Source organism: Terriglobales bacterium, assembly GCA_035454605.1.
Taxonomy (GTDB): Bacteria; Acidobacteriota; Terriglobia; order Terriglobales; family Acidobacteriaceae; genus DATMAB01.
This window is the reverse complement of record DATIGQ010000003.1, coordinates 1-24335: the sequence shown is the minus strand read 5'-3', so window position 1 is coordinate 24335 and position 24335 is coordinate 1. Positions and strand designations below refer to the sequence as shown.

The following is a 24335-nucleotide window of genomic DNA, read 5'->3' as shown; positions in this document are numbered from 1 at the left end:
GAGGAACTCCATGACCAGGTAGGGATTGCCTTCGAACTCACCCAGGTCGTAGACGATGACGATGTTGGGGTGCTGCAACATCGCGGTAGCGCGGGCTTCGCGATAGAAACGCTTGAGCAGGTCCGGGTTCTCGGCAAAGCCACCGGTCATCATCTTGATGGCGACGGTGCGCTCGATCATGGGGTCGGTGGCCTTGTAGACCACACCCATGCCGCCCTTGCCGAGAATCTCCACCACCTCGTACTTGCCGACTTTTTGGACCGGCGGGGCCACGGGTTACTCCGTCACCTTCAGCATTTGGCCGCCCATAAGGACCACGGCGCCCACGGGAACCGGAGCGGCACCGCGCACGCGCAGGAACGAACCGTTGCGGCTGCCCAGATCCTCGATGAAGAAGTCCTCGCCGCGCTGGTAGAGCTTGGCGTGCTGGCCGCTCATGAAGCCGTCGTCGGGGAAGATGTAGGTGCCGCGGTTGCGGCCCAGGATGACCTCCTCATCGTTCAAGGGGAAGCGGACGCTCTCATCGGGGCCGGTGGCCGTCATGCGTACGAGCTCCGCCACGGGCTCTTTCAGGATGGAAGCCATGTTCATGATGGTGGTGCCGGTGGCGGCCGCGGTCTGCATGGCCTCGGTCTTCTCGCGGAACTGCAGCATCTGGCGGCCAGTGAGGATGACGTCGCCATCCTGCAGGGTGTAGGTGGCCACCAGGCGAACAAACACGCCCAGGCCGTTGGAAAGGTCCTCGACGAAGAGCTGGCCGCGCTCGTAGTAGAAACGGCCGTGCAGGGGCGCCATCTGGGCATCGGTGGAGAAGGTGACGTCGCCCTGATTGCGGCCGATCATCAGCTTGCCGTCCTTGAGGGGATGCACGGCGCCGACCGTGCCGTCACGCTTGATGTGCTGCAGCTTGAACCGGGGCACCACCATGTGGGCCTTGACCACGGTGGTGATGGCGGTATGGGCCACGGTGGCCCGGGCGTGTGAGACTTCGTTCCAGAGCACCTCGTAGAGGTCGCGGTCACCCTCCTTGCCCTTGAGCGCGAAGCGTCCCAGGTGGACGACGTTGAACTCGCTGGCGGCGCCGATCTGCTGCTGCACGGTGTCGGAGATCACGATCTGCTCGGGCTGGGCGACGCTCTCCACGCGGGAAGCCACGTTGACGACGTCACCGAAGACGTCGTTGGACTTGACGATGCCGGGGCCGTAATTCAATCCGATACGAATGAAGACATGGTCCTGAGGCGGCTTCGGGGCATTGAAGTTGATGAGCTGCTTCTGCATCTTCATGGCGGCGCGGATGGACTGTTGGCAGTCCTCGAACGTCGCCATGATGGCGTCGCCGATGGTCTTGACGACCTGGCCACCGTGGGCTTCCACGATGGAGCGTAGCGCCTCGTTGCACTGGTGGACCATCATCAGGCCGGCCACGTCGCCGTACTTCTCAAAGTAGGCGGTGGAACCCTTGATGTCGGTAAACATCACGGTGATGTTGCGGCGGAACTTTTCCAACTCGGCCAGCAGGTCCGACTGGCCGCGCGCCGAACTAATGATCTGGGTGACGCTGTTCGACATAACCTCTCGCACGCGTCCCCACCGGGGATGGTGCCAACCCTTGTCACTTCCGTTGCCTACGAGTCCGCGCAGGACTCTCCCCTGGACGCACCTACATTGCACACCCGGCCACTCTCACGTCACCGGGCAGCTTGAGCGTCCAACGGGGGCAACCTGGATGCCAGTACAGTAGCACGGAAGCCCTTCACAAGAAAGCAGTTTTGCGACTCCAAAGTAACGCGACCGCCGTTACCGCGCCCAGCGGTAACCATTGTGTTGCAAGGGGTTGCGGCGACTAGGTGAGCCCTTGGAGACAGGCCAGGGTGCGGGAAAGGCCCTCGCTGAAAATCGCCGGCGGCGTGAGCAGGCTCAGGACGAGATGGCCCTCAGAGGGGAAGTCGTAGAAGTGCCCGGGGTGGAGCAGCACACCATGGCGGTCGAGGAGGGCGAGGGCCAGGTCTTCGTCAGGTTGGGTGGCGGGTACTCGCAGCACGGCGTACCAGCCCCCTTCCACCTCCAGGCGCTGGCAGGAACTCGGGGCAGCGAGCAGGCGGTCGAGGGTTGCGAGATTCTCGGCCAGGCGGTCGCGGGCCTGGGCCAGGAAGTCCTGGCGGGTACGCAGCAGGCGAGGCACGGCGAGCTGAACGGGTGTGTTCATCGAAAGATAGGTATCGGCGATGACCTCGAGACGATCCATTGCGGAGCGTGTGAGCTCGGGCGGGCCGGTGACCGCCATCCAGGCAATCTTCATCTGCGGCAACCCAGCCAACTTGGACAGACCGCTCAACGTGAACGTGAGAGCAGCGGTTTCCGTAGCGAAACTGCGCCGGGCAGCAGCACTCAAAGTGAAGTCGAGGAAGACTTCGTCGGCGATCAGCCCGAGGCCGCGGGAGGCACACATGTGGGCCAGGGACTCCGCCTCCTCGAGCTTGAGGAAGTTGCCGGTGGGATTGTTGGGATGCACCACCACCAGAGCGCGGGTGCGAGTCGATACCGCCGAGTCGAGCGCGTGCCGATCGATGTGCCAGCCGTGGTCATAGAACAACGGATAAGGCGAGAGACGCACGTCCTGGATGCCGGCCAGGAATTCGAACAGCGGATAACTGGGGCGCGGGACAAGCACTTCGTCTCCGGGGTCGCAAAGCAATCGGAACAGGAAGGAATACGCTTCACTGGTAGAGGTGGTGAGCAGGATGGAGTCGGGCGAAACGTTCTCGCCGCGGTCGTTGTAGTAGCCCGCGATGGCTTGGCGCGCGGACGTCAACCCCAACGGCTCGGGACGATAATCCAGCGAACCGGGCTCTGCGAGCGCGGCCAGAATGGCAGCCTGGTCGTAATGAAAGCCGCAGCGCGTAGGGTTGGATTCGGTGAGGTCGAGGACCTCCCTGCCCTGGCGGCGAGCAGCGGCCAGCGCTTCCGCGAGGCGGTTGGAGGCGAGATTCCAATCGGTGCGGGAGGCAAACATCGCCCGGAACTGTACTACGGGCAGGAAAGCCGGGCCAGAGCGGGAGGTTCAGCCTGCGGCGGCAACCGCATCGTCCGGGAAAAGTCCTGGCCGCACCCTTGGCATCTTGCGGTTGGCCTGCGGCCGTGCAACAATACCGCGAACCAGCTTTGTTCCCTCCCCCCGGTAGTTCGGTATTGCAACCTAGGTTGAACAGGAGAGTGCATTATGCGTCCTACGCAACAGCTTGGCGCGAAGGTGGCGGTGTGCCTGTTGCTGGTGATGGCGGTGTCCGTGCCGGTATGGGCGGGTCAGGCTAGGGATCGATCCACAGCTTCTACTTCAGCTTCCACCTCCGTGGCCACCGCTGCGGTGCCGACGAAGGATCGGGCGATCGGCATCAATGTAATGCTCAAAGGGCCGGCCACGCCAGAGATCCTGGCCGATCTGAGAAGGTATGGCACCGTTGGCAGCAGGATCCCGCAGATCAATGCCGTGATGATGGTGGCGCGGGCCAGCCGTGTGAACCTTATCCGGTCCCGGCCGTACGTGGCGGCAGCCAACCCGGACGCGGTGCGCGAGGGCAAGCCGCTGGATACGGTGACGGCCACCAACTTCTCCAACGGTCGCAACATGTGGGACCACGATGCCATCAACATCACGCAGGCTGGAACGACGGCCCGGCAAGTCAGCTTCGACGGCACCGGCGTCTATGTGGCGGTGCTGGATACGGGGCTGCTGGACTCGTGGCGGCAGTACTTCCCGCAGGAGCGAATCGCCACCCAGTACGCCAAGTCCTACCAGGGCGGAGGCGCACTGAGCGGCGGTGTAATCTCGGAATCCACCAACAAGTGGGAGCACGACCAGTCGTCCCACGGCACGCACGTGACCAGCACCATCCTGGGTTTCAGCCTTTTTGGAGCGCCGGTGAATGGCGTGGCACCCAAGGCCAACGTGATCCCTGTGAAGGTGCTGAACCAAAACGGGTCCGGCTGGTCGTCGGTGATCGCGCAGGGCATTGTGTATGTAACTCAACTGAAGATGGGGCCGCTGGCGGGTTCGCCGGTGGTCATCAACATGAGCCTGGGCGGGTCGGCGCTGGATGCCGTCGAAAAAGCAGCGGTGGATTTCGCCGTGGCGAACGGCGTAGTGCTGGTCGCTTCGGCGGGGAACCGCGGTAATAATGGCATGGGCTTCCCCGGCGCTTATGGACCGGTGATCTCCGTGGCAGCGGCCGGGTGGATCGGCGAGTGGTTAGACGGCGACGGCGATGGCGTCATCGGCAACTGGTGGTGGAAAAGCGATGTGCTCGATCCCACCGTTTCCGGCGACTTCTACATCACCGATTTCTCCAGCCGGGCGAGAACCGGGCAAGATCTGGACGTAGCGGCTCCCGGCTCCTGGGTAGTGGGACCGTTTCAAACCCAGAGCGGCAAGGCCAGCTATTTCTTCCTGGGCGGGACTTCGATGTCCAGCCCGCACGTGGCCGGGATCGTGGCCCTGATGCTGCAGAAGAATCCTTCACTCGACGCAGGCGATGTCGAGGGAATCCTGGAAGCTGCAGCGGCCACCATTCCTATGAATAGCGGCTGCCGCAACGTAACCCAGCCCGGCGGCTCGGTGGAGGAATTCTGCTGGGGCCCCGGCAATGATCCACCTACCAGCCTGGATGCGGATGGCGCTGGCTTCATCACCGCGGATGCGGCGCTGACGATGACACCGTAGTTCACAACCAGTATTGCAGGTCGCGTCCGGCAGGTTTGCCTGCCGGACGTTTTCTTTTGGGGCAAGATCTCGTGACAAACGGATCCAGGGCTAAAGGCCTATCGCGAGCAGACTGCACACGGGCCTAAAGGCCCACTCTTCCCCCGAAGCACGCCGGGGGGAGTGGAGTGGTTAGCGCTCGGGCCAAACAGCCGGCGAGGACGCCCGGCGCTACTCTGCGGAGCGCAGCTCCAACGTGTCCAGGGCCAGGATGGTGTGCAGCAGGACGTCGGCTCCGTGGGCGATCTCCTCCCAGCGGCTGAGTTCGCGCGGCGAGTGGCTGATGCCGCTGACGCTGGGCACGAAAATCATGCCCATGGGGCCGAGGCGGGCCATCATCTGGGCGTCGTGGCCGGCGCCGCTGGGAAGCCGCATGTGGCGCAGGCCGAGAGAGTCGGCCGCCTGCTCGATGGTCCTTTGCACGGCGGGCGTGGCCAGAGCGCCTTCGTGGTGGCTGGCGAGCTGCATGTCAATCTCCGTGTCGGTGCGGCCGGCGATCGAGCGGGCGGCGTCACGGATGGTTCCTGCGAGGCGCGCAATCTTTTCTGAAGACAAGTCCCGCAGCTCGACGGTAAGGCGGACACGCCCGGGGATGACGTTGGGCGCGTTGGGCTCCACGATGAGACGGCCCACGGTGCCCACCTGACGTCCGGGCTCGGAACGCACGATGCTGTTCACCGCCAGTGCCAGTTCGGAGGCGGCCAGCAGCGCGTCTTTTCGTTCGGGCATGGGCGTGGTGCCGGCGTGGTTGGCGAAGCCGCGAATTTCGACCGCGTAGTGATCAATAGCCACGATGCCTTCGACGACGCCGATAGGGATGCCGGCCTTGTCGAGCGTCCCTCCCTGCTCGATGTGCAGCTCCAGGTAACAGTGGAAGGAACCGGGTGCGCGGCTGGCTTCGGCGATGCGGTCGGGATCGCCGCCGATCTTGCGGATGGCGTCAGCCCGGCGCACACCGTTCCAGATTTCGTCGAGCTCGCCGGGCATGAGCTGGCCGGCAGCGGCGCGGCTGCCATCGAGAGCTTTGCCGTAGGCCACGCCCTCTTCATTCGCCCAAATGACGACTTCCAGGGGATGGCGTGTGCTCTGCCCGGCTTGGTGGAGCGTGTGGGCGACTTCGAGCGATGACATGGAGCCCACGTCGCCATCGAAGTTGCCGCCGCTGGGGACGGAGTCGACGTGCGAGCCGAAAAGGATGGGCGGTAGAGCGGCGTCGGCCCCGGCGCGTCGGGCCAGGATGTTGCCGGCGGAATCGATGCGCGGCTCGAGGCCGGCGGCGCGCATCTGCTCCATGACCCAGGCGCGGGCGGCGACGTCGGCGTCGGAATAGCCGAGGCGGCTGACGCCATCGGCGAAGGTGCCGCCTTCCGGACGACCGAAGACGCTCAGAGCCTCGAGGCGCTGGCGCAGGCGCTCGGGATTCACGCGGAGATCGGAATCGACGGGCCGAGGACCACCCGCCCACGATGGCGAAGCCACAGCAGCGGCGGCCAGCCCGTAAAGAAAGTCGCGACGCGTAGACATGGGTGGATTGTAGCAAGCAGTCAGCAGTCAGCACTCAGCCATCAGCATTCGGCAAACGCTCAACCACCGTAGACGCGCAGGGAACGCGAAGGGAGATCCCCTGCTCCCCTGCTTACCCCGAAACAGAATGCGGTGTGACCGCGCCGCTCGCGCGGTGGTCTGGTATAGTGGGCGCACTTTTCGCAAGGAGAGACGAGACATGGCGCGCAGCGTGAACAAGGCGATCCTGCTGGGGAACCTGGGGCGCGACCCGGAAGTGAAATACACACCGAATGGGACCGCGGTGGCTCGCTTCACGGTGGCCACCAACGAGCGCTACAAGGACAAGAGCGGGCAGTGGCAGGACCGCACGGAGTGGCACAACGTGGTGGCCTGGCAGAGGACAGCGGAGATCGCCGGCGAATATCTGAAGAAGGGGCGCTCCGTGTATATCGAGGGGCGCATCCAGACGCGCTCCTGGGACGACAAGCAAACCGGTCAGAAGAAGTACATGACCGAGATCGTGGCCAGCGACCTGGTGCTGCTGGGAGGCCGGGAGGCGGGCGGCGAAGGACGCGGGCGCAGCGGCGGCGACGATATGGATCAACGCGCGCCGGAACCCGCGGCGGCCACGGCGCCGGGGCCGGAGATCACGGACGAAGATATTCCGTTCTGAAAGGCAGCCACCAGCTGCTAGCTACTAGCTACTGGCTCTCGGCACTTGGCTTTGGCTAACCCATGCGAGAGCCGGGGACCCTCCGAAAAATCGGTCACCTAGGCAAGCGAGTAAGCTACCCCGAAGACTTCAACTTTCGCTTGAGGTCTTCCGCGATCTGCTGGCCGTGGAAGCGGCCGTTCTCGATGAAGATCTCGCCGGTGCGTGAGCCGGCCACGATGACCCCGGCGACGTAGAGGCCGGGCACGTTGCTCTCCAGCGTTTCCGGGTCGCAGATGGGGCGGCACTGGTCGTTGGAAAGTTCGATGCCCAGGCTGCGCAGGAAATCGAAGTCGGGATGGTAGCCGATGAGAGCGAAGACGAAGTCGTTCTCCAGGATCACGTCGCCCTCGGGCGTCGCCAGCAGAATGCTGGTGGGTGTGACCTCGCGCACGCGCGAATGGAAATAGGCGGCGATCTCGGCGTTTTTGATGCGGTTCTCGATATCGGGCTTCAGCCAGTACTTGACGCTGGGAGACATGCCGGGACCGCGGTGAACCAGGGTGACGCGCGCGCCGTGGCGCCACAGGTCCAGAGCGGCTTCGGCGGCCGAGTTCTTGCCGCCCACCACCACCACGTTGCTGTCGTAGTACGGATGCGGCTCGCGATAGTAATGGAACACTTTCGACAAGTCCTCGCCCGGCACGCCCAGCTTGTTGGGCAGGTCGTAGAAGCCGGTGGCGACCACCAGCTTGCGGGCGCGGTAATGGACCACGTCGTTGTGTGAGGTGACGGTTTCGACGCGGAAGTCGCCGTCTTTGCCTTTGACCCGCTCCACGCGCTCGTACTGGCGGACGTTCAGACGATAGTGCTCCGCGACCTGGCGATAGTATTCGAGCGCTTCCTGGCGCGTGGGCTTCTGGTGAGCGGTAGTGAACGGTAGGTCGCCGATCACCAGCAGTTCCGGCGTGGTGAAGAAAACCATGTTCGCCGGATAGTGGTAAAGCGAGTTGACCAGGCAGCCCTTGTCGATGAGGACGGCGGTGAGGCCGATCCTCTGCGCTTCAATGGCGCACGCCATGCCGGTGGGACCGGCGCCGATACACAGCACGTCGAAGATGTGCCCGGGCGCGTGGCGCTCGAGCCGCTTCAACTCGGTGGCGAGCGTGGGCTCGGCGTTCATGATGGCTAGAGGGGAATCGTAACACGCGGCAACGGCGACGCTTGCGACGAACCCACGTGAGCGCCCCACTGCGGGGCGCGAACGTGGGGCACCAAGCCACTGCTATAATTCGGCTTCCTTCCTGCAACCGCACACATCCATAAAGAGGGGTGCCCTCATGGCGACCGCGACGAAATCCACCTCCAGGACGCGCATCGAATCGGACAGCATGGGCACCATCGAGGTGCCGTCCCAGGTGTACTGGGGCGCGCAGACGCAGCGTTCCCTGCTGCACTTCAACATCGGCCGCGACACCATGCCGCCGGAGCTGATCCGCGCCTTCGGCATCCTGAAAAAAGCCTGCGCGCTGGTGAACCAGGACCTGGGCAAGCTCCCTGCGGACAAGGCCCAGCTGATTGTGCAGGCCGCCGACGAGGTCATCGCCGGCAAGCTCAACGAACAGTTTCCGCTGCGCATCTGGCAGACCGGCTCCGGCACCCAGACGAACATGAACGTGAACGAGGTCATCTCCAACCGCGCCATCGAGCTGGCCGGCGGCGAGATGGGCTCGAAGAAGCCCATCCACCCCAACGATCACGTGAACATGTCGCAGTCGTCGAATGACACCTTCCCCGCCGCGATGCACATCGCAGCCGCGGAGCGCGTCGAGCGCGCGCTGATCCCTGCCGTGCAGGGCGTGGCCAGCGCCATCCGCGCCAAGGCGAAACAGTTCCAGGACGTGGTGAAGATCGGACGCACCCATTTGCAAGACGCCGTGCCGCTGACGCTGGGGCAGGAGTTTGGCGGCTGGGCCAGCCTGCTGGAGCGCGACATCGCCCGACTGAAGCAGGTGCTGGAGGGCCTGTACGAGTTGGCGATCGGAGGAACGGCCGTGGGCACCGGCCTGAATACCCATCCCGAGTTCGCCCAGAGGGCGGCGAAGAAAGTCGCCGAGCTGACCGGACTTCCCTTCCGCTCCCACCCCGACAAGTTCGCGGCGCTTTCGGCGCACGACGAGATCGTTTTCGCGCAAGGAGCGCTGGAGACCCTGGCCGCCTCGTTCATGAAGGTCTCCAACGACATCCGCTGGCTGGCCTCCGGCCCGCGCTGCGGCCTGGGCGAACTCAGCATCCCGGAGAACGAGCCCGGCTCCTCGATCATGCCCGGAAAGGTGAATCCCACCCAGTGCGAGGCCATGACCATGGTCTGCGCCCAGGTGCACGGCGCCACCGCCGCCGTGGGCTTCGCCGGCTCCCAGGGGAACTTCGAGCTCAACGTCTTCAAGCCGGTGATGATCTACAACTTCCTGCATTCGGTCACGCTGCTCACCGACGCCTGCCACGGCTACGTCGAGTACATGGTGAAGGGCATCGAAGTGGACAAGGCCAAGGTGGAGTGGTACGTGAAGAACTCGCTGATGCTGGTGACCGCCCTCACTCCGAAAATCGGCTACGACAAGGCGGCCCAGGTGGCGCACACCGCCCACGTCGAGCACACCAGCCTGCGCGAAGCTGCGCTCAAGCTGGGTTACCTCACGGGCGAGGAGTTCGACCAACTGGTGAAGCCGGAGAAAATGACGCACCCGTAAGCGTCGAGTACCGAGTTGCGAGTACCGAGACAAGACAGCGCGCCCCTGCCGGCGCGCTTTGTCATATGAGAGACAACGTCTCGGTAGCCTTGGCGACGAGCTTCTCTTCGCCGTCCTTCATCGCAAAAACTTCCGACTCACTGACCACGATGGACTTGCCGGCGCGCAGGACGCGGGCGCGGCAGCGCAAACGCTCGCCTACGGCGGGGCGCAGGAAGTTGATCTTGAACTCGATGGTGATGACGTCGCGCTCGCCGGAGGCGGCCCGGGCGGCGCCGCCGGCGGTGTGGTCGGCCATAGTGGCAATCACGCCGGCGTGAATGAAGCCGTGCTGCTGGCGGTGATGGTCTTTCACTGCCAGCGAGGTCTCACACCAGTCGGGCCCGACGCCGACAAGCTCCACTCCCAGGTAGCGCAGGAAATCGGCCTTGTCGAAGATGGAGCGGACGTCATCGGGTACCGGTGAGCTCATCAGCACCTGCCTAGCTCAAGCGAGGCAACAGGGTATAGGGATTCCTCGCTACGCTCGGAATGACAGCAACACCTAGCACGACCAGCGCAGCAGAGTGGCGCCCACGGTAAAGCCGGCGCCCACGGCGGCCAGCAGCACCAGGTCGCCCTTCTTCAGCTTGCCCTGCTGGCGGGCGGTGTGCATGGCCAGCGGAATGGTGCCGGCGGTAGTGTTGCCGTACTCGTCGATATTGATGATGACGCGGTCGGCGCACATGCCCAGCCGTTCGGCCGTGGCGGTGATGATGCGCCGGTTGGCCTGGTGCGGGATGAACGCCGCCACGTCCTTGCCGGTGTAGCCGTTGCGCTCCAGAATCTTGCCGCAGACTTCGGCCATCTTGCGCACCGCGTACTTGAAGACCGCCTGGCCGTCCTGATGGACGTAGTGCATCTTCTTCTCCACCGTCTCGCGCGAAGAGGGATGCAGGCTGCCGCCGCCGGGCATGTAGAGGGAGCAGCCGCCGGAACCGTCGACTTCGTGCAGGAAATCGAGGAGGCCGTCGTTGGGGTCGGCCGTAGGCTCGAGCAGCACGGCGCCGGCGCCATCGCCGAAAATCACGCAGGTGGCGCGATCGGTGTAATCGATGATGGAAGACATGACGTCGGTGCCGATGACCAGTACCTTCTTGTGGGAACCGCCGGTGATGAACTGCGCTCCGGTCTGCAGCGCAAACACGAAGCCCGAGCAGGCGGCGGAGACGTCGAAGCCCCAAGCCCCCGGCGCGCCCAGCTTGTGCTGCACCAGACAGGCGGTAGAGGGGAACATCATGTCAGGGGTGACGGTGGCGATGAAAATAGCTTCCACCTCGGTGGGCGGAACGCCACGCTCGGCCAGGCAGGCACGCGCCGCTTCCACTGCGAGGTCCGACGCGGCGACGCCTTCGTCCACAATGTGGCGTTGGCGGATGCCGGTGCGCTCCAGGATCCATTCGTTGGAGGTCTCCACCATCTTCTCCAGGTCCTGGTTGGTCAACAGGCGCGGCGGCACGTAGGTGCCCAGCGCCGTGATCTTCGCCCGCATCGTGCTCAAATCAGGTTCTCCCGGGAAAAATGAAGCGACCATTGTGGACGATGGAGGAGTGAATGTCCATTCAGTCGCGCAACACATGCCGGGCACCGGGAGAACCACTGCACACGCACGAGCCCGTTACCGTTGCTTCCTTCCGGACCTGGCGGGGTTGGCGGGATTGCGTTGCGTGGGACCCGATGCCCGACAAACCAGTTTACCGTTGAAAGTTGCTGGTTGTCAGTTCAGGACGACAGTTCTCGGTCCTCAGACAGAACCTTCCTTTTCTCTGACGACTGGAGAACAATAGAGGCCACATGGCGCAAGCGGGGTCCACAGCGGGCGGATGGCCGGGCACGCGCAGCACGGTGGAGCGCTACTTTGAGATCTCGCTCTACCTGATGATCGTCACAGGATTCGCCACCCTGGCGGGAACGGGCAAGCTGGACCTGCTTTCGGTGCTGGTGGTGCTGGTGGCGCTGGCGCTGCGCGGCTACCTGCTGCTGCAGGACCGCACGGTGGTGATTCCCGAGCGCTGGACCTCGTACATCGCCATCTTCTATGCGCTGTTCTACGTGGTGGACTTCCTGCTGCTCTCCGGCAGTTTCGTCACGGCCACCACGCACCTGGTGCTGTGGATCCTGGTGGTCAAGCTGTTCTCCGTGCACCGCAACCGGGACATCGTGTGGCTCTGCGTTCTGGCCTTTCTCTCCGTGCTGGCGGCGGCGGTGCTCACGGTGGATACGCTCTTCCTGGCCGCCTTTGCCCTGTTTCTGCTGCTGGCGGTAACGACGTTCACGAGCTGGGAGATGAAGCGGTCTGCGGCAGCGGCAGCCGGCCGCGCGCGCGAAGCGGAGGCCGGCAAGCGCCGCATGGCATGGTCGCTTTCTACGACCGCGGCGATGCTGATGGTTTCCATCCTGCTGGGCGCGGCGGGCATCTTCTTCGTGCTGCCGCGAGTGACCGGCGGATACCTGAGCCAGTACGCGCCGCGCAACCAACTGGTCAGCGGATTCAGCGACGACGTGCGGCTGGGCGAGATCGGCGAGATCCAGCAGTCCAGCCAGGTGGTGATGCGGATCGAGATCGAAGGGGACACCCAGGGCAACCACGACCTGATGTGGCGCGGAGTGGCGCTGGCATCGTTCGACGGCAGGCGCTGGTTCAATCCGCCCCATCAACTGACGCTGTGGATGCAGCAGCAGGGCCGCTACGATCTGGAAGCCGCCGCCCGCGCCACGCGCAGCGAAGCCGCGACCGTGGTGACAGCGCCCAGGCTCATCCACTACCGCGTGGTGATGGAGCCGGTGGACACCAACGTGTTTTTCCTGGCCCCGGTGGCCCGGGAGCTGATCGGGAGCTATCGCTCGATCGCCTTGGACAAGGCGGGCACGGTCTACAACCATGACCGCTTCCGCCCGGTGACCTACTACGCGGCCAGCAGTGACATTGCCCGCCCGGGGGCAGACACGCTGCGCGCCGCCGAAGGCGCGGCACCTGACGACGTCCTGCAGCAGTACCTGGCGCTGCCCGCGCTCGACCCGCGCATCCGCGATCTGGCCGAGCAAGCCACGACCGGCGCCGGCACCAACTACGACCGCGCGGCGTTGATCGAGAATTACCTGAAGACGCGCTTCGGCTACACTCTGCAACTCCCCGGCACGCCTCCGGCCGATCCGCTGGCGCACTTCCTGTTCGAGCGCCGCCAGGGCCACTGCGAGTACTTTGCCTCCGCGATGACGGTGATGCTGCGGGCGCTGGGCGTGCCGGCGCGCATCGTCAACGGCTTTCGCGGCGGCGAGTTCAACGACGTGACCGGCAGCTACATCATCCGGGCGCGCGACGCGCACTCCTGGGTGGAAGCCTACTTCCCCGGGCAAGGCTGGGTGTCGTTCGATCCCACGCCCGCGGGCGACCGGCCCCAACCCGGCGCGTGGCAGCGCTTCCTGCTCTACGTGGACGCGGCCCGCGAGTTCTGGCGCGAGTGGGTGATCAACTACGACTTCACACACCAGAATCAGCTCGGAAGCACCATGCTGGAGGCCAGTCGCCGGCGACGCCTCGACACGCTGAAGTGGATTCGCGATCGGTATCGGCTGCTGGTACGCGCGGCGCAGGAAACGCAGAGGCGCGCCAAGGAGTCGCCACAAGAGTGGGGGCTGGGAGCCGTAGCGACGCTCGCCGGCCTGCTGGTGCTGGTGAACTCGCGGCGGCTGTGGCGCGGGTGGCACAACCGGCGAACGGCAGCGCGCCCGGAGCGGGCTCCGCAGGCGGCCGCCAGTATCTGGTACGAGCGGCTGCTCAAACGGCTGGCGCGCCGCGGCTGGTCCAAGCGGCCGACGCAGACGCCAGAAGAGTTCGTCACCACACTCGCCGATCCGCTCCTGCAGGAGCAGGTGGCACGATTCACGCGGCACTATGAGCGGGCGCGCTTCGGCGAGTCCTCCGAGGACGCTAAGAAACTGCCGGAGCTCTACGAAGAAATCACTGCCAGCCGCTAGCCTCCAGAACGAAACCGGGCCGATTCCAGCCACGTGCTTCGAACGCCAGCCGCTATAGCCGCCTGTTAGAATCAAGAGAATCCTCCATGCCCATTGAGCTTCCAGTGTTGCAGAACGGCCGCCCGGCCGCGGAAGAAGATGCCTGCACCACGAAGACGACGCGCGTCGGCTTCGTGAGCCTGGGGTGTCCCAAGAACCTGGTGGACAGCGAAGTGATGATGGGCATGCTGGCCGCAGCCGGGGCGGAAATCACGCCGCACGCGGAGGACGCCGACGTCATCGTAGTGAACACCTGCTCGTTCATCGATGCGGCGCAGCAGGAATCGGTGAACACCATCCTGGAAATGGCGGCACACAAGGCGTCGGACGAGAACCCCGCCGGCCGAGCGAAGAAGTTGGTAGTAGCGGGCTGCCTGGTGGAGCGCTACCGCGAGGAGATCCGCAGGAACATCCCCGAAGTGGACGCGGTGGTGGGTACGGGAGAGCTGGAAGGCATTCTGCGGGCTGTGGGTGTGGAGCCGCCAGCGGCGACCGCGTCACCCGGACCCTTCGTCATCCTGGAGTCCAGACCGGAGGCCGATGTTCGCGAGCGAGCCGGGCGCTTCCAACGGGACGCCTGGCAGGGCGCCATCGCCGATCTGCCCCGCTATCTTTACGACGATACGACTCCGCGCATGCTGGCTACGCCGCGGCATTCGGCGTACATCAAGATCGCGGAAGGCTGCGATCATCCCTGCTCGTTCTGCATCATCCCGCAGTTACGCGGGAAGTTCCGCTCGCGGCGCTTCGAGTCGGTAGTGGCGGAAGCCGAGCGCCTGGCGCGCGGCGGCGTGCGCGAAATCACTCTCATCGGCCAGGACACGACCTGCTACGGCGAAGACCTGGGCCTGGAGGATGGCCTGCCGCTGCTGCTCGAACGGCTGGCCGGGATCGAGGAGCTGCGCTGGGTGCGCTTCCTTTATGCCTATCCCAACAAGATCACCCGGCGGCTGCTGGAGACGACCGCGCGCCACGACAAGCTGTGCTCCTACATGGATGTGCCGCTGCAGCACGCGTCGCCGCGGGTGCTCAAGCGCATGAAGCGCGGGGGCGGCGCGGACGTTTTCCTGCGCTCGATCGAAACCATGCGGCGCACGATTCCCAACCTGACGCTGCGCACGTCGTTCATTGTGGGCTTTCCCGGTGAGACGGAACGCGATTTCGAAGAGCTATGCGACTTTGTGCGAGCCGCGGAGTTCGACTGGATGGGCGTCTTCGCCTACTCGGACGAAGCTGGAGCGGAGGCATTCCGCCTGGAGAGGAAGCTGGAACCGCGGGAGATCGAGCGCCGGCGCAAGAAGCTGATGCAGGTGCAAAGGCAGATCAACCGCCGGAAGAAGCGAGGGCTGGTGGGCCGCGAGTTCGACCTGTTGCTGGAAGGGCCGTCGGAGGAAAGCGAACTGCTCTGGGAGGGGCGCACCGAAATGCACGCGCCGGAGATCGACGGCAAGGTTTTCGTCAGCGACTTCGGTCCGCACACCCAGCCGGTGGCGGGCGATTTCTACCGCTGCCGGGTGGTGGAAGCCCACGACTACGACCTGGTGGTGGAGCTGGTGTAGGCGCAAGGACGGGGTCGTTCGCCGCACCCACGATGACAAGTAAGAAACGAGTTCGGAGCCTGCGCTGTCCCATATGCCGCAAACTGGTGCTGCGCTCCGAACCCGAGTTCCCTTTTTGCAGCGAGCGTTGCCGGCTGATCGACCTGGGCAAGTGGGCGAGCGGGAAATACGTGGTCTCGACTCCTATCACCGAACCCGAGAGCGAGGCGCCCGACCAAGTTTCCGAACCGGAATCTGCAGAGCGCGATGGAAACCACAAGCCATAGTCCCCTCCCCCTTCCCAAAGCGCCACTGTGGGCCCGCATGGTAGCCACGCTCGTGGGCGTGGGGCGGCTGCGGCCGGCGCCAGGAACCTGGGCGTCGGTGGCCACGGTGGGGCTGTGGGCGGCGCTGGCCGCTTCCCTGCCGACAGAGGCGAGGTGGCCTGTGGCCGCTGCGGTTGCGGGAGCGGCGATCCTGGCCGGCGTTCCAGCGGCCTCGGCCATGGCCCGGGAGAGCGGCAAGGAAGACCCCCAGGCGGTGGTGATAGACGAGGTAGCCGGCCAGATGATCGCGCTGGTGGCGTTACCTGTGGCTTGGAAATCGCTTCTGGTGAGCCTTATACTTTTCCGCATCTTTGACATTGTGAAACCGCCGCCGCTGCGCCGCCTGGAGAAATTGCCCGGTGGGTTGGGCATTGTGATGGATGACGTAGCGGCGGGCGTGTATGCGCGGCTGGCCGCCGAAGTGCTGTTGCGCGTGGGCTGGCTGGCGTAGCGCCAGCGAAGTGTGGGCTTGGGGACTACATGGGGATTTCCGACCGAATCCTGGGACGAAAGAACGTCAACGGCAAGCCGCACATCGAAGCGGTGATCCCGCCGGCGGCGCTGCCGGGAGGCGAGGTTCGCATCGTAGGGAGCGCGCTGAAGCCGCCGTCGCTGGGGCGCCCGCGCGTCCTGTTCGGTGAGCTGGAAGGCTCAGTGGTCATCAGCTCGGAAGACTTCCTGGTGGCGCGGGTGCCGGAAGGCGCCGTCGCCGGGCCGGTGGTGGTCTCGACCAACGGTCACCACTCGAACTCGCACCACGTGGAGGTGGCCTTTCCCGTGGCCGAGAACCTGCATCCGGTGGCCAATCCAGCGATCGATGCGGAAGGCAACATCTACGTCACGTTTTCCGGCTCACGCGGGCAGAAAGTGCCGGTCTCGGTCTACAAGATCGACACCCACTACAACGTGAAGCCGTTCCTGACCGACGTGATGAACGCCACCGCCATGGCCTTCGACCGCGAAGGCCGCCTTTATGTGACCTCACGCCATGACGGCACGGTGTACCGGGCGGCCACGAACGGGACGCTTTCCACCTACGCCGAAGGGATGGGAATCGCCACGGGGATGGCGTTCGATCGCGAGGGCTACCTGTATGTGGGCGACCGCAGCGGGACCATCTTCAAGATCGCGCCCGACCGGCAGATCTTCGTGTTCGCGACCATCGAGCCCAGCATCGCCGCCTACCATCTTGCGTTCGGCACGGACGGCCACCTGTACGTCACCGGCCCGACCACCTCGAGCTTCGACGTGGTCTACCGCGTCACCCCGGCCGGGGATGTATCGGTGTTCTACCGCGGCCTGGGGCGGCCGCAGGGCATCGCCTTCGACACCGCCGGCAACCTGTACGTGGCGGCATCGCTGGCGGGCAAGCGCGGCATCGTGAAGATCGCGCCCGACGCGCAAGCTTCGCTGGCCGTGGCCGGCTATGGCCTGGTGGGACTGGCCTTCGCACCGGGAAAATCGGCCATCCTGGCGACCACCAATACCGTGCACCACCTGGCCTGGGGCATTCAGGGAAAACCGTTGATCGATTGAGTCATCGACGCATTGAATCATTGCATCATTCATTGATTCTTTGAAAAGCTCAGGGCTTTGGAACGCCCGAGTACGTCGCCCGGCTCAAGGAATCAATGAGCCAATGAGAAAATGATTCATGTCCGTTTCCGCCGAGATCATCGCCGTCGGCTCTGAGCTGCTCACTCCCTTCCGGCAGGACACCAATTCCCTTTTCCTGACCGAGCAACTGAACCGGCTCGGAGTGGAAGTCATCTTCAAGACCATCGTGGGCGATGACCGTGCGCACATCGAGGAGGCGACGCGGCTGGCGCTCGACCGGGCCGACGTGCTCCTGATATCCGGCGGGTTGGGCCCGACCGAGGATGACCTGACGCGAGAAGCCGTGGCCGCTGCCCTGGGACGCGAATTGAAGCGGGACCCGGGCCTGGTCGGCGAACTCTACGCTCGCTTCGCGGCCCGGCGCATGAAGATGCCGGAGAACAATCTGCGCCAGGCCGACCTGGTAGCCGGCGCCAAAGCGTTGCCCAACTTAAGGGGTTCGGCGGCGGGGCAGTGGATCGAAGGCACGCTGGACGGGCGCGAAAAGATCGTGCTTCTGTTGCCCGGTCCCCCGGTCGAACTGCAGCCGATGTTCCTGGAACAATGCGCCGAGCGCTTGTGCCAGAAGCTGCCCCAGGTTTTCATCGCCACGCGCGTGCTCAAAGTGGCGATGGTTCCGGAATCGCAACTCGATTCCCGGGTGGCGCCTATCTACTCCAAACAACTGCGCGTGCAGACCACGATCCTGGCGGCGGCCGGAGAGTGCCAGCTTCACCTGCGCGCGCGCGCCGTTTCGCTCGAGGAGGCGCAACAACTGGTGGACGACCTGGCCGAACAACTCGAGGACGAGCTGGGCGAGCTGATTTTCTCGCGCGAGGGAGAAACCCTGGAGCAGATCGTCGGCTATTACCTGCAGATGCGGCAGGCCACGCTGGCGGTGGCGGAGTCCTGCACGGGAGGGATGATCGGAGAGCGCATCACTTCGGTGAGCGGCAGCTCGCGGTACTTCCTGGGCGGGGCCATTGTGTATTCGAACGAACTGAAAATAAAACTCATGGGAGTGCCCGCAAAGCTCATCAAGGCGCATGGCGCGGTCAGCGGGCCGGTGGCCGCAGCGCTGGCCCAAGGCGTGCGCGAGAAGTCGAAAGCCCGGCTGGGATTGGCGGTGACCGGAATCGCCGGGCCTACGGGCGGGACCGAGGAGAAACCGGTCGGGCTGGTGTTCCATGCTCTGGCGGACGGCAAGAAAACGGAGGTCGTCGAACGCAAGTTCCCCGGCGATCGGGAAATGATCCGGCGGCTGGCCTGCCAGCAGGCGCTGGATATGGTGAGAAGGAAGCTGCTGTGAAACCGCGCTCCGCGTTCAGCAGTCAGCACTCAGCCAGGACATGCGGCTCTTCGTTGCCATAGACATAGACGAGGCCATCCGGGCGCGCATCGCTCGCTTCCTGGAAGGCGTACAGGGGTTTGCGCCCGAGGTGCGGTGGGTGCGTCCGGAATCGATGCACCTTACGCTGAAGTTCCTGGGTGAGACCGACGAAGCCACCGCAGAGCGCGTTCACCGCGCCCTGGCTGGAATCCGGAACGCAAGCCCGCAAGTCGCCTTCCGCGGCACCGGCTTCTTCCCTACGGCGCGATCGGCACGGGTTTTCTGGATCGGCGTCGAGGCGGATGAGCCGTTAGCGGAACTGGCAGCGAAAGTCGAGCAGGCGATGGAGGCCCTGGGCTACGAGCGCGAGAAGCGCGTGTTCTCGCCTCATCTGACGCTGGCGCGCCTGGGCTCAGGGCGTCCCGGGCGCGGTCCCGAGGACAGGCCCAACCTGCGATTCCGCCGCCTGCAGGAGAAGCTGGCCGCGATGCCCCCTCCGGACTTTGGTACCATGACGCCCCGCGAGTTCCATCTGTACCAGAGCAGGCTCTCGCCGAAGGGCTCCGAGTACACCAAGCTCGCGAGCTTCAAGCTGGACTGAATGACTACCTTCGCCACCATCGCAGCCGTTTCCTATCTGCTCGGCTCCATCCCGTTCGGCTATATTCTGATGCGGCTGTTCCGTGGCCAGGATGTGCGACAGACGGGAAGTGGAAACATCGGCGCGACCAATGTCGCTCGGTCGTCGCCCGGACTCGGCCTGGCGACGCTGGCGCTCGATGCGGGCAAGGGCTGGCTGGCGGTCACCCTTTCCCCGGTGTTCTGCCCACATCCACTTCAGCGTCCCGGACCCGTCGATTTGTGCATGGCCTTGGCTGCGCTCGGGGCGTTGGCAGGCCACATCTTTCCCATCTGGCTCAAGTTCCGGGGCGGCAAGGGTGTAGCGACGGCCGCCGGGAGCTTTGCCGTGCTGGCTCCGGACGCTATGCTGGCGGCGTTTGGCGCGTTCCTGCTGATGGTGATGCTGTTTCGCTATGTTTCACTAGGATCCATGGTGGGCGTTGCGGTCTTCCCCGTGGCTGCCTACCTGTTGCATCGCCACGCGCTCCCGACCAGCGCGTATGCCCTGATGGGAATCGGCTCGGCGCTCATCATAGGCAGACACCACGCCAACATCCGGCGGCTGCTGGCGGGGACTGAGAGCCGCTTGCGATTCAGACGCAGCAAGGAGAGTGCGTGAGCGAGATCGCGGTCATCGGCGCGGGCGCGTGGGGTACGGCTATTGCCATCGCCCTGGGACGCAGTGGCAGGCACCGTGTCCGCTTGTGGGCCTTTGAAAAAGAAGTAGCGGAATCGCTGGCACGCGAGCACGTCAACCACGTCTTTCTTCCCGACTTCAAGGTTCCCAAGGCGGTCGTGGGAACCAGCAGCCTGCAGCAGGCGCTGGCGGGAGCGGAGATGGCGGTCACGGTGATGCCCTCGCACCACTGCCGCCGGGTCTACGAGCATATGGTTCCCCACCTTCCGCCGCAGATGATGCTGCTGAGCGCCACCAAGGGGATCGAAAACCAGACGCTGCTGCGCATGACCGAGGTGGCTTCCGAGGTATTGGCCAAAGCCAGGCCGGATGCGCGGCCCCGCATCGGTGCGCTGAGCGGACCCTCGTTCGCCAAAGAAGTAGCGCGCGGCGACCCCACGGCGGTGGCCGTGGCCTCGAACGATGCCGAACTGGTAGCCTACGCGCAGCAGGCGTTCAACGACTCCAACTTCCGCGTGTATGCCAGCGAGGACGTGGTGGGAGTGGAGATGGGCGGGGCGCTCAAGAACATCATCGCCATCGCCGCAGGGGTGTGCGACGGCATAGGCCTGGGACACAACACCATCGCCGCACTGATCACGCGCGGGCTGGCAGAAATCACGCGCCTGGCCGTGGCCTGCGGAGCCCGGCGCGAAACCATGTTCGGACTTGCCGGAGTCGGCGACCTGGTGTTGACCTGCACCGGCGGCCTCTCGCGCAACCGCTCCGTGGGCGTGGAGCTGGGCCGCGGACGCAAGCTGGATGACATCGTCGCCGGCATGCAAGGCATGGTAGCCGAGGGCGTGCTCACCCTGAATGCCGCGCGTGGACTGGCAAGACGGCAGGGTGTGGAGATGCCCATCACGGAGCAGATGCACGCCGTGCTCTACGAGGGCAAGGCTCCCATGGCCGCCATCCACGAGCTGATGACCCGCCCCGCCCGCGGGGAATGGGGTGCCGCAAGTACCTGATGCCGCGTGGTTTGTTGAGGGGCTGTCGCGGTCGTAACGGAGCGTCGCAACACCTTGGTAACCCCCTCAAGGCAGGGATTTTAAGCGCGACGGGCGCGGGTTTCGCGCTACAATGCGCTTCAGTTTTTCCGGCTCGGATCGGGGCTGAATGCCAACGCTGACGCGCATCTCCATCCTTTACGTCATCCTGGGCGTGCTGATCGTCGTGAGCGTGGTCCCGCCGCTCTTCTACGGAACGCTGGTGGCGAGCCGCAACCGCGAGCGCCTGGAAAGAAACGAAAAGCTCCTGCAGAACACCATCACCCGCTCCCTGGGCGAGGACATCGCCCAGCGGCATACCGGCATACAGACCATGCTGTCGAACCTGTCCTCGGCCATCCAGGTGACCAGCGGCGGCGATATCGAGTCGGAGCAGAAGGTAACGTCGCCGGAGTTGCGGGCGCTTTTGGAGCGCTTCGTTTCCTCGTCTGAAGATCTGGCCTACGCCACGCTGTTGAACACCCAGGCGCGTGGCATCTCGGCCGGACGCATCGTGCCCGACGACTTCATGCGTCGCGAACTGGAGCATGCCTTCACCGCGGCCAAAGAAGGACGCTCCTATACCGGACAAGCCCTGGCTACCGGCACCGGGAAGGAGACCAGCACCATGATGCTGGCGAGCACTCCGGTGTTGGTGAACGGACGGTTCATCGGCATGGTGGGGGCGATCGTCAACCTCCGCTACCTGTTGCAGAGACTGCAGGACGCGAGCACAGGAGGACTCTCTGCCTACGTGGTGGACCGCCGCGGCCGCCTGGTGGCCAGCGCCGATCCCAAGTACGCCACCGGGCGGGACATGACGCAGTTCGAAATCGTCAAGACCTTCGTGGAGCAGGGCGCACGCTTGCGCCTGGCCGAAACCAGGCCCTTCAACGTCCGGGAGAACGACGAGACGCTGGCGATGCTGGGCACCTACAGCACGGTGCCGGCACTGGAGTGGGCGGTGATCGCCCAGAAGCCGCAGGAGGAGGCCTACCGCGAAGCCCGCGAGATGCAGCGGACCGCGCTGGGACTGGCTTTGATCTTCGTCCTGGTCAGCGTGCTCATCAGCACCTTCGCCGCCAAGCGAATCACCTTCCCGCTGCAGACCCTGACCGAGTCCAGCCGGGCCATCGCGCGCGGCGACTTCTCCCAGCGCGTTCGCCTGAAGAGCCGCACCGAGATCGGGGAACTGGCCGAAACCTTCAACATCATGACCGGCGATCTGGAGCGCCTGGTCGCCGACCTGAAGCGCGCCGCAGAAGAAAACCGCACGCTCTTCCTCAGCTCCATCCAGATGCTGGCCGGCGCGGTGGACGAAAAGGACCCCTACACCAAGGGCCACTCCGACCGCGTGACGCGTTACTCGGTGATCCTGGCCACGGAGATGCAGCTTCCCCAGGAGGAGATCGAGAAGATCCGCATCGCGGCCCTGCTGCACGACGTGGGCAAGATCGGAATCGAGGACCGCATCCTGAAGAAGCCCGGCGCGCTCACGCCGGAAGAGTTCGAGATCATGAAGACGCATACCACCAAGGGCGCCACCATCCTGCGCCCGGTCGAGATGCTGAAGGACATGATCCCGGGCATCGAGCTGCACCATGAATCGCTGGACGGGCGCGGCTATCCTTACGGCCTCAAGGGCGACCAGCTTCCGCTGCTTCCGCGCGTCATCACCGTAGCCGACACCTTCGACGCCATGACCACCAACCGCCCCTACCAGGCGGCGATGGAAGCCGGCTACGTGGTCCGCATCATCAACTCGCTGGCCAACACCAAGTTCGATCCGCAGGTGGTGGCGGCGCTCACTTCCGTCTTCGAGCGCGGCGGGCTACGCCTGCACCGGGCCGCCGCCGTATCCGCGGAACAGGCGGCGACCGCCGGGGTCGGCGCCGCCACCGACCGCGAGATGGGCCAGGCATTCCTCGGTTAGGCCATCCTTCCCGAAGCGACCGCTATAATTGAGCTTTAGCCTGCACCACGCCTGCGCATCATGATCCAGACCCTGTTCGGCAGCGAAGAGAAAAAGACCGGCTTCCTTGACCGCCTGAAACAGGCGGTGGAGCGCACACGCGAGAACCTCAGCGAGCGCATCGATGCCGTCGCCGCCATCGGCAAGGAGATTGACCGCAACACGCTGGATGAACTGGAGGCCTCACTGGTCGGGGCCGACCTGGGCACCACCACGACCCATGAGGTCCTGGAGAACCTCCGCCAGAAAGTGGACCGGCGGCAGATCGGCGATGTGCAGGAACTCAAGCGCCTGCTCAAGGAAGAGTTGCTGGCCATCCTCGCCGGCGCCAGCTCGCGCCCCGCGCGGCGGGTGGAGCAAGGGCCGGAAGTCATCCTGGTAGTGGGCGTGAACGGCACCGGCAAGACCACCACCATCGGCAAGCTGGCGCACGTATTGAAGGCCGAGGGCAAAAGCGTCCTGCTGTGCGCTGCCGATACATTTCGCGCCGCGGCCATCGAGCAGCTGGAGATCTGGGGTGAGCGCACCGGCGTGGAGGTGATCAAGACGCGCGCGGGAGGAGACCCCGCTGCCGTGCTTTACGAAGCGCTGGAAGCCGCCAAGGCGCGCAAGATCGATTACGTCATCGTGGATACGGCTGGCCGCCTGCACACCAAGACCAACCTGATGGCCGAATTGGAGAAGATGGGCCGCACCGCGCAGCGGCTGGTGCCCGGCGCACCCCATGAGATTCTTCTGGTAATGGACGCCACGACCGGCCAGAACGGCCTGCAGCAGGCGCGGCTGTTCACGCAGTCCGCCGGGGTCACCGGTATCGTGCTCACCAAGCTGGATGGCACTGCGAAAGGCGGCGTGGTGGTGGCCATTTGCCGCGAGTTGGGGCTGCCCGTGCGCTACGTCGGCGTGGGCGAGAAACCCGCCGACCTGCTCCCGTTCGATCCCAAGGAGTTCGTAGATTCGCTGTTCGAGTAACACGTGAAGAATCGCCTCGATGGCCAACCGTATTGAAGACGAAGTGTTCATGAGGGAGGCGCTGGAGCTGGCGCGCCAAGGCATCGCCCTGGCTTCACCCAACCCACACGTGGGAGCGTTGGTGGTACGGGAGGCTCATGTTGTGGGCCGCGGCTCGCACACCTGGGAGGGCGTCAAACACGCCGAGGTGCTCGCTCTGGAGCAGGCCGGAGAGCAGGCGCGCGGCGCAACGCTCTACCTTACCCTTGAGCCCTGCTGCCATGAGGGAAGGACCGGGCCTTGCGTGGAACGGGTGATTGCGGCCGGCATCCGCCGTCTGGTGGTGGCGACCAAGGATCCCAACCCGCTGGTGCACGGGCGCTCGCTCGAAAAGCTTCAGGCTGCCGGAGTCGAAGTGACCGAAGGCGTGAGCCAGCACGAAGCCCGCAAGCTCAACGAAGCCTTTGCCAAATACATCCGGACCAAGACTCCGCTGGTAACGCTGAAAGCGGGCATGACCCTGGACGGCAAGATCGCGCCCCCGCCGGGCGAAAGCGAGAACCCTTCGGCGCTCGGCGTCGGCGGCGCCACGGGTGGATGGATCACCAGCGAG

At 64.9% G+C, this 24335-nt stretch carries 21 protein-coding genes and 1 other RNA gene; 14 read left to right on the top strand and 8 right to left on the bottom strand.

Annotated elements, in window-relative coordinates; translation table 11 throughout:
• The 3 genes from VLE48_00355 to VLE48_00345 form a co-directional block, all read right to left on the bottom strand.
• Positions 1 to 273 (bottom strand): protein kinase (locus tag VLE48_00355; protein HSA91436.1); only part of this gene is annotated, 273 nt, incomplete at its 3' end.
• A gap of 3 nt (positions 274 to 276) precedes the next feature.
• Entirely contained in the window at positions 277 to 1572 is a 1296-nt protein-coding gene (locus tag VLE48_00350) for an adenylate/guanylate cyclase domain-containing protein (GenBank protein HSA91435.1), read from the bottom strand.
• A gap of 274 nt (positions 1573 to 1846) precedes the next feature.
• Positions 1847 to 3016: a pyridoxal phosphate-dependent aminotransferase gene (locus tag VLE48_00345; protein ID HSA91434.1), complete on the bottom strand. Its 1170-nt coding sequence runs from the start codon at positions 3014 to 3016 to the stop codon at positions 1847 to 1849.
• Positions 3017 to 3223: 207 nt separating this feature from the next.
• On the opposite strand from VLE48_00345, the gene VLE48_00340 reads away from it, so the two are divergent.
• A complete protein-coding gene (locus tag VLE48_00340; GenBank protein ID HSA91433.1) occupies positions 3224 to 4720 on the top strand; it encodes a S8 family serine peptidase in 1497 nt (498 codons plus the stop codon).
• 210 nt (positions 4721 to 4930) lie between these two features.
• Here VLE48_00340 and VLE48_00335 read toward each other — a convergent pair whose 3' ends face one another.
• On the bottom strand, positions 4931 to 6283 hold the full coding sequence (locus VLE48_00335) for a Zn-dependent hydrolase (protein ID HSA91432.1): 1353 nt from the start codon (positions 6281 to 6283) through the stop codon (positions 4931 to 4933).
• Between the two features lie 199 nt (positions 6284 to 6482).
• Here VLE48_00335 and VLE48_00330 point away from each other — a divergent pair, with 199 nt between their 5' ends.
• Positions 6483 to 6938, top strand: coding sequence for a single-stranded DNA-binding protein (locus tag VLE48_00330; GenBank protein HSA91431.1), 456 nt, complete (start codon positions 6483 to 6485; stop codon positions 6936 to 6938).
• A 115-nt stretch (positions 6939 to 7053) separates the two neighbouring features.
• Here VLE48_00330 and VLE48_00325 read toward each other — a convergent pair whose 3' ends face one another.
• Complete coding sequence (locus VLE48_00325; protein ID HSA91430.1) at positions 7054 to 8100, bottom strand: YpdA family putative bacillithiol disulfide reductase; 1047 nt, start codon at positions 8098 to 8100, stop codon at positions 7054 to 7056.
• A gap of 157 nt (positions 8101 to 8257) precedes the next feature.
• Between VLE48_00325 and fumC the strand changes: the two genes are divergently transcribed.
• Positions 8258 to 9667, top strand: coding sequence for a class II fumarate hydratase (gene fumC, locus VLE48_00320; GenBank protein ID HSA91429.1), 1410 nt, complete (start codon positions 8258 to 8260; stop codon positions 9665 to 9667).
• 61 nt (positions 9668 to 9728) lie between these two features.
• On the opposite strand, the gene VLE48_00315 is transcribed toward fumC, so the two are convergent.
• The 3 genes from VLE48_00315 to ffs form a co-directional block, all read right to left on the bottom strand.
• Positions 9729 to 10139 (bottom strand): PaaI family thioesterase, encoded by a 411-nt coding sequence (locus tag VLE48_00315; GenBank protein HSA91428.1) that lies wholly within the window; start codon positions 10137 to 10139, stop codon positions 9729 to 9731.
• Between the two features lie 72 nt (positions 10140 to 10211).
• Positions 10212 to 11198 carry a beta-ketoacyl-ACP synthase III gene (locus tag VLE48_00310; GenBank protein ID HSA91427.1) on the bottom strand — a complete coding sequence of 329 codons (987 nt, stop codon included), beginning with the start codon at positions 11196 to 11198 and terminating at the stop codon, positions 10212 to 10214.
• A gap of 90 nt (positions 11199 to 11288) precedes the next feature.
• Positions 11289 to 11386: signal recognition particle sRNA small type (gene ffs, locus VLE48_00305), an RNA gene on the bottom strand.
• 114 nt (positions 11387 to 11500) lie between these two features.
• Here ffs and VLE48_00300 point away from each other — a divergent pair.
• The 11 genes from VLE48_00300 to ribD form a co-directional block, all read left to right on the top strand.
• The gene (locus tag VLE48_00300) at positions 11501 to 13684 is read left to right on the top strand and encodes a transglutaminaseTgpA domain-containing protein (GenBank protein HSA91426.1); all 2184 of its coding nucleotides are present in this window, start codon (positions 11501 to 11503) and stop codon (positions 13682 to 13684) included.
• Between the two features lie 86 nt (positions 13685 to 13770).
• Positions 13771 to 15282, top strand: a complete 1512-nt coding sequence (gene rimO / locus VLE48_00295; GenBank protein ID HSA91425.1) for a 30S ribosomal protein S12 methylthiotransferase RimO — start codon at positions 13771 to 13773, stop codon at positions 15280 to 15282.
• Between the two features lie 303 nt (positions 15283 to 15585).
• On the top strand, positions 15586 to 16038 hold the full coding sequence (locus VLE48_00290; protein ID HSA91424.1) for a phosphatidylglycerophosphatase A: 453 nt from the start codon (positions 15586 to 15588) through the stop codon (positions 16036 to 16038).
• A 29-nt stretch (positions 16039 to 16067) separates the two neighbouring features.
• Positions 16068 to 17123, top strand: a complete 1056-nt coding sequence (locus VLE48_00285) for a hypothetical protein (GenBank protein HSA91423.1) — start codon at positions 16068 to 16070, stop codon at positions 17121 to 17123.
• A 118-nt stretch (positions 17124 to 17241) separates the two neighbouring features.
• Positions 17242 to 18492, top strand: a complete 1251-nt coding sequence (locus tag VLE48_00280) for a competence/damage-inducible protein A (protein ID HSA91422.1) — start codon at positions 17242 to 17244, stop codon at positions 18490 to 18492.
• A gap of 40 nt (positions 18493 to 18532) precedes the next feature.
• Positions 18533 to 19114, top strand: a complete 582-nt coding sequence (gene thpR, locus VLE48_00275; GenBank protein HSA91421.1) for an RNA 2',3'-cyclic phosphodiesterase — start codon at positions 18533 to 18535, stop codon at positions 19112 to 19114.
• Positions 19115 to 19753, top strand: coding sequence for a glycerol-3-phosphate 1-O-acyltransferase PlsY (gene plsY, locus VLE48_00270; protein ID HSA91420.1), 639 nt, complete (start codon positions 19115 to 19117; stop codon positions 19751 to 19753). It abuts the gene before it with no gap.
• Positions 19750 to 20781, top strand: a complete 1032-nt coding sequence (locus VLE48_00265) for an NAD(P)H-dependent glycerol-3-phosphate dehydrogenase (GenBank protein ID HSA91419.1) — start codon at positions 19750 to 19752, stop codon at positions 20779 to 20781. Before plsY ends, VLE48_00265 begins: the two co-directional genes overlap by 4 nt.
• Positions 20782 to 20929: 148 nt before the next feature.
• A complete protein-coding gene (locus VLE48_00260; GenBank protein HSA91418.1) occupies positions 20930 to 22732 on the top strand; it encodes an HD domain-containing phosphohydrolase in 1803 nt (600 codons plus the stop codon).
• Positions 22733 to 22792: 60 nt separating this feature from the next.
• Positions 22793 to 23743, top strand: coding sequence for a signal recognition particle-docking protein FtsY (gene ftsY, locus VLE48_00255; GenBank protein ID HSA91417.1), 951 nt, complete (start codon positions 22793 to 22795; stop codon positions 23741 to 23743).
• Between the two features lie 19 nt (positions 23744 to 23762).
• Positions 23763 to 24335 (top strand): bifunctional diaminohydroxyphosphoribosylaminopyrimidine deaminase/5-amino-6-(5-phosphoribosylamino)uracil reductase RibD (ribD, locus tag VLE48_00250; GenBank protein HSA91416.1); only part of this gene is annotated, 573 nt, incomplete at its 3' end.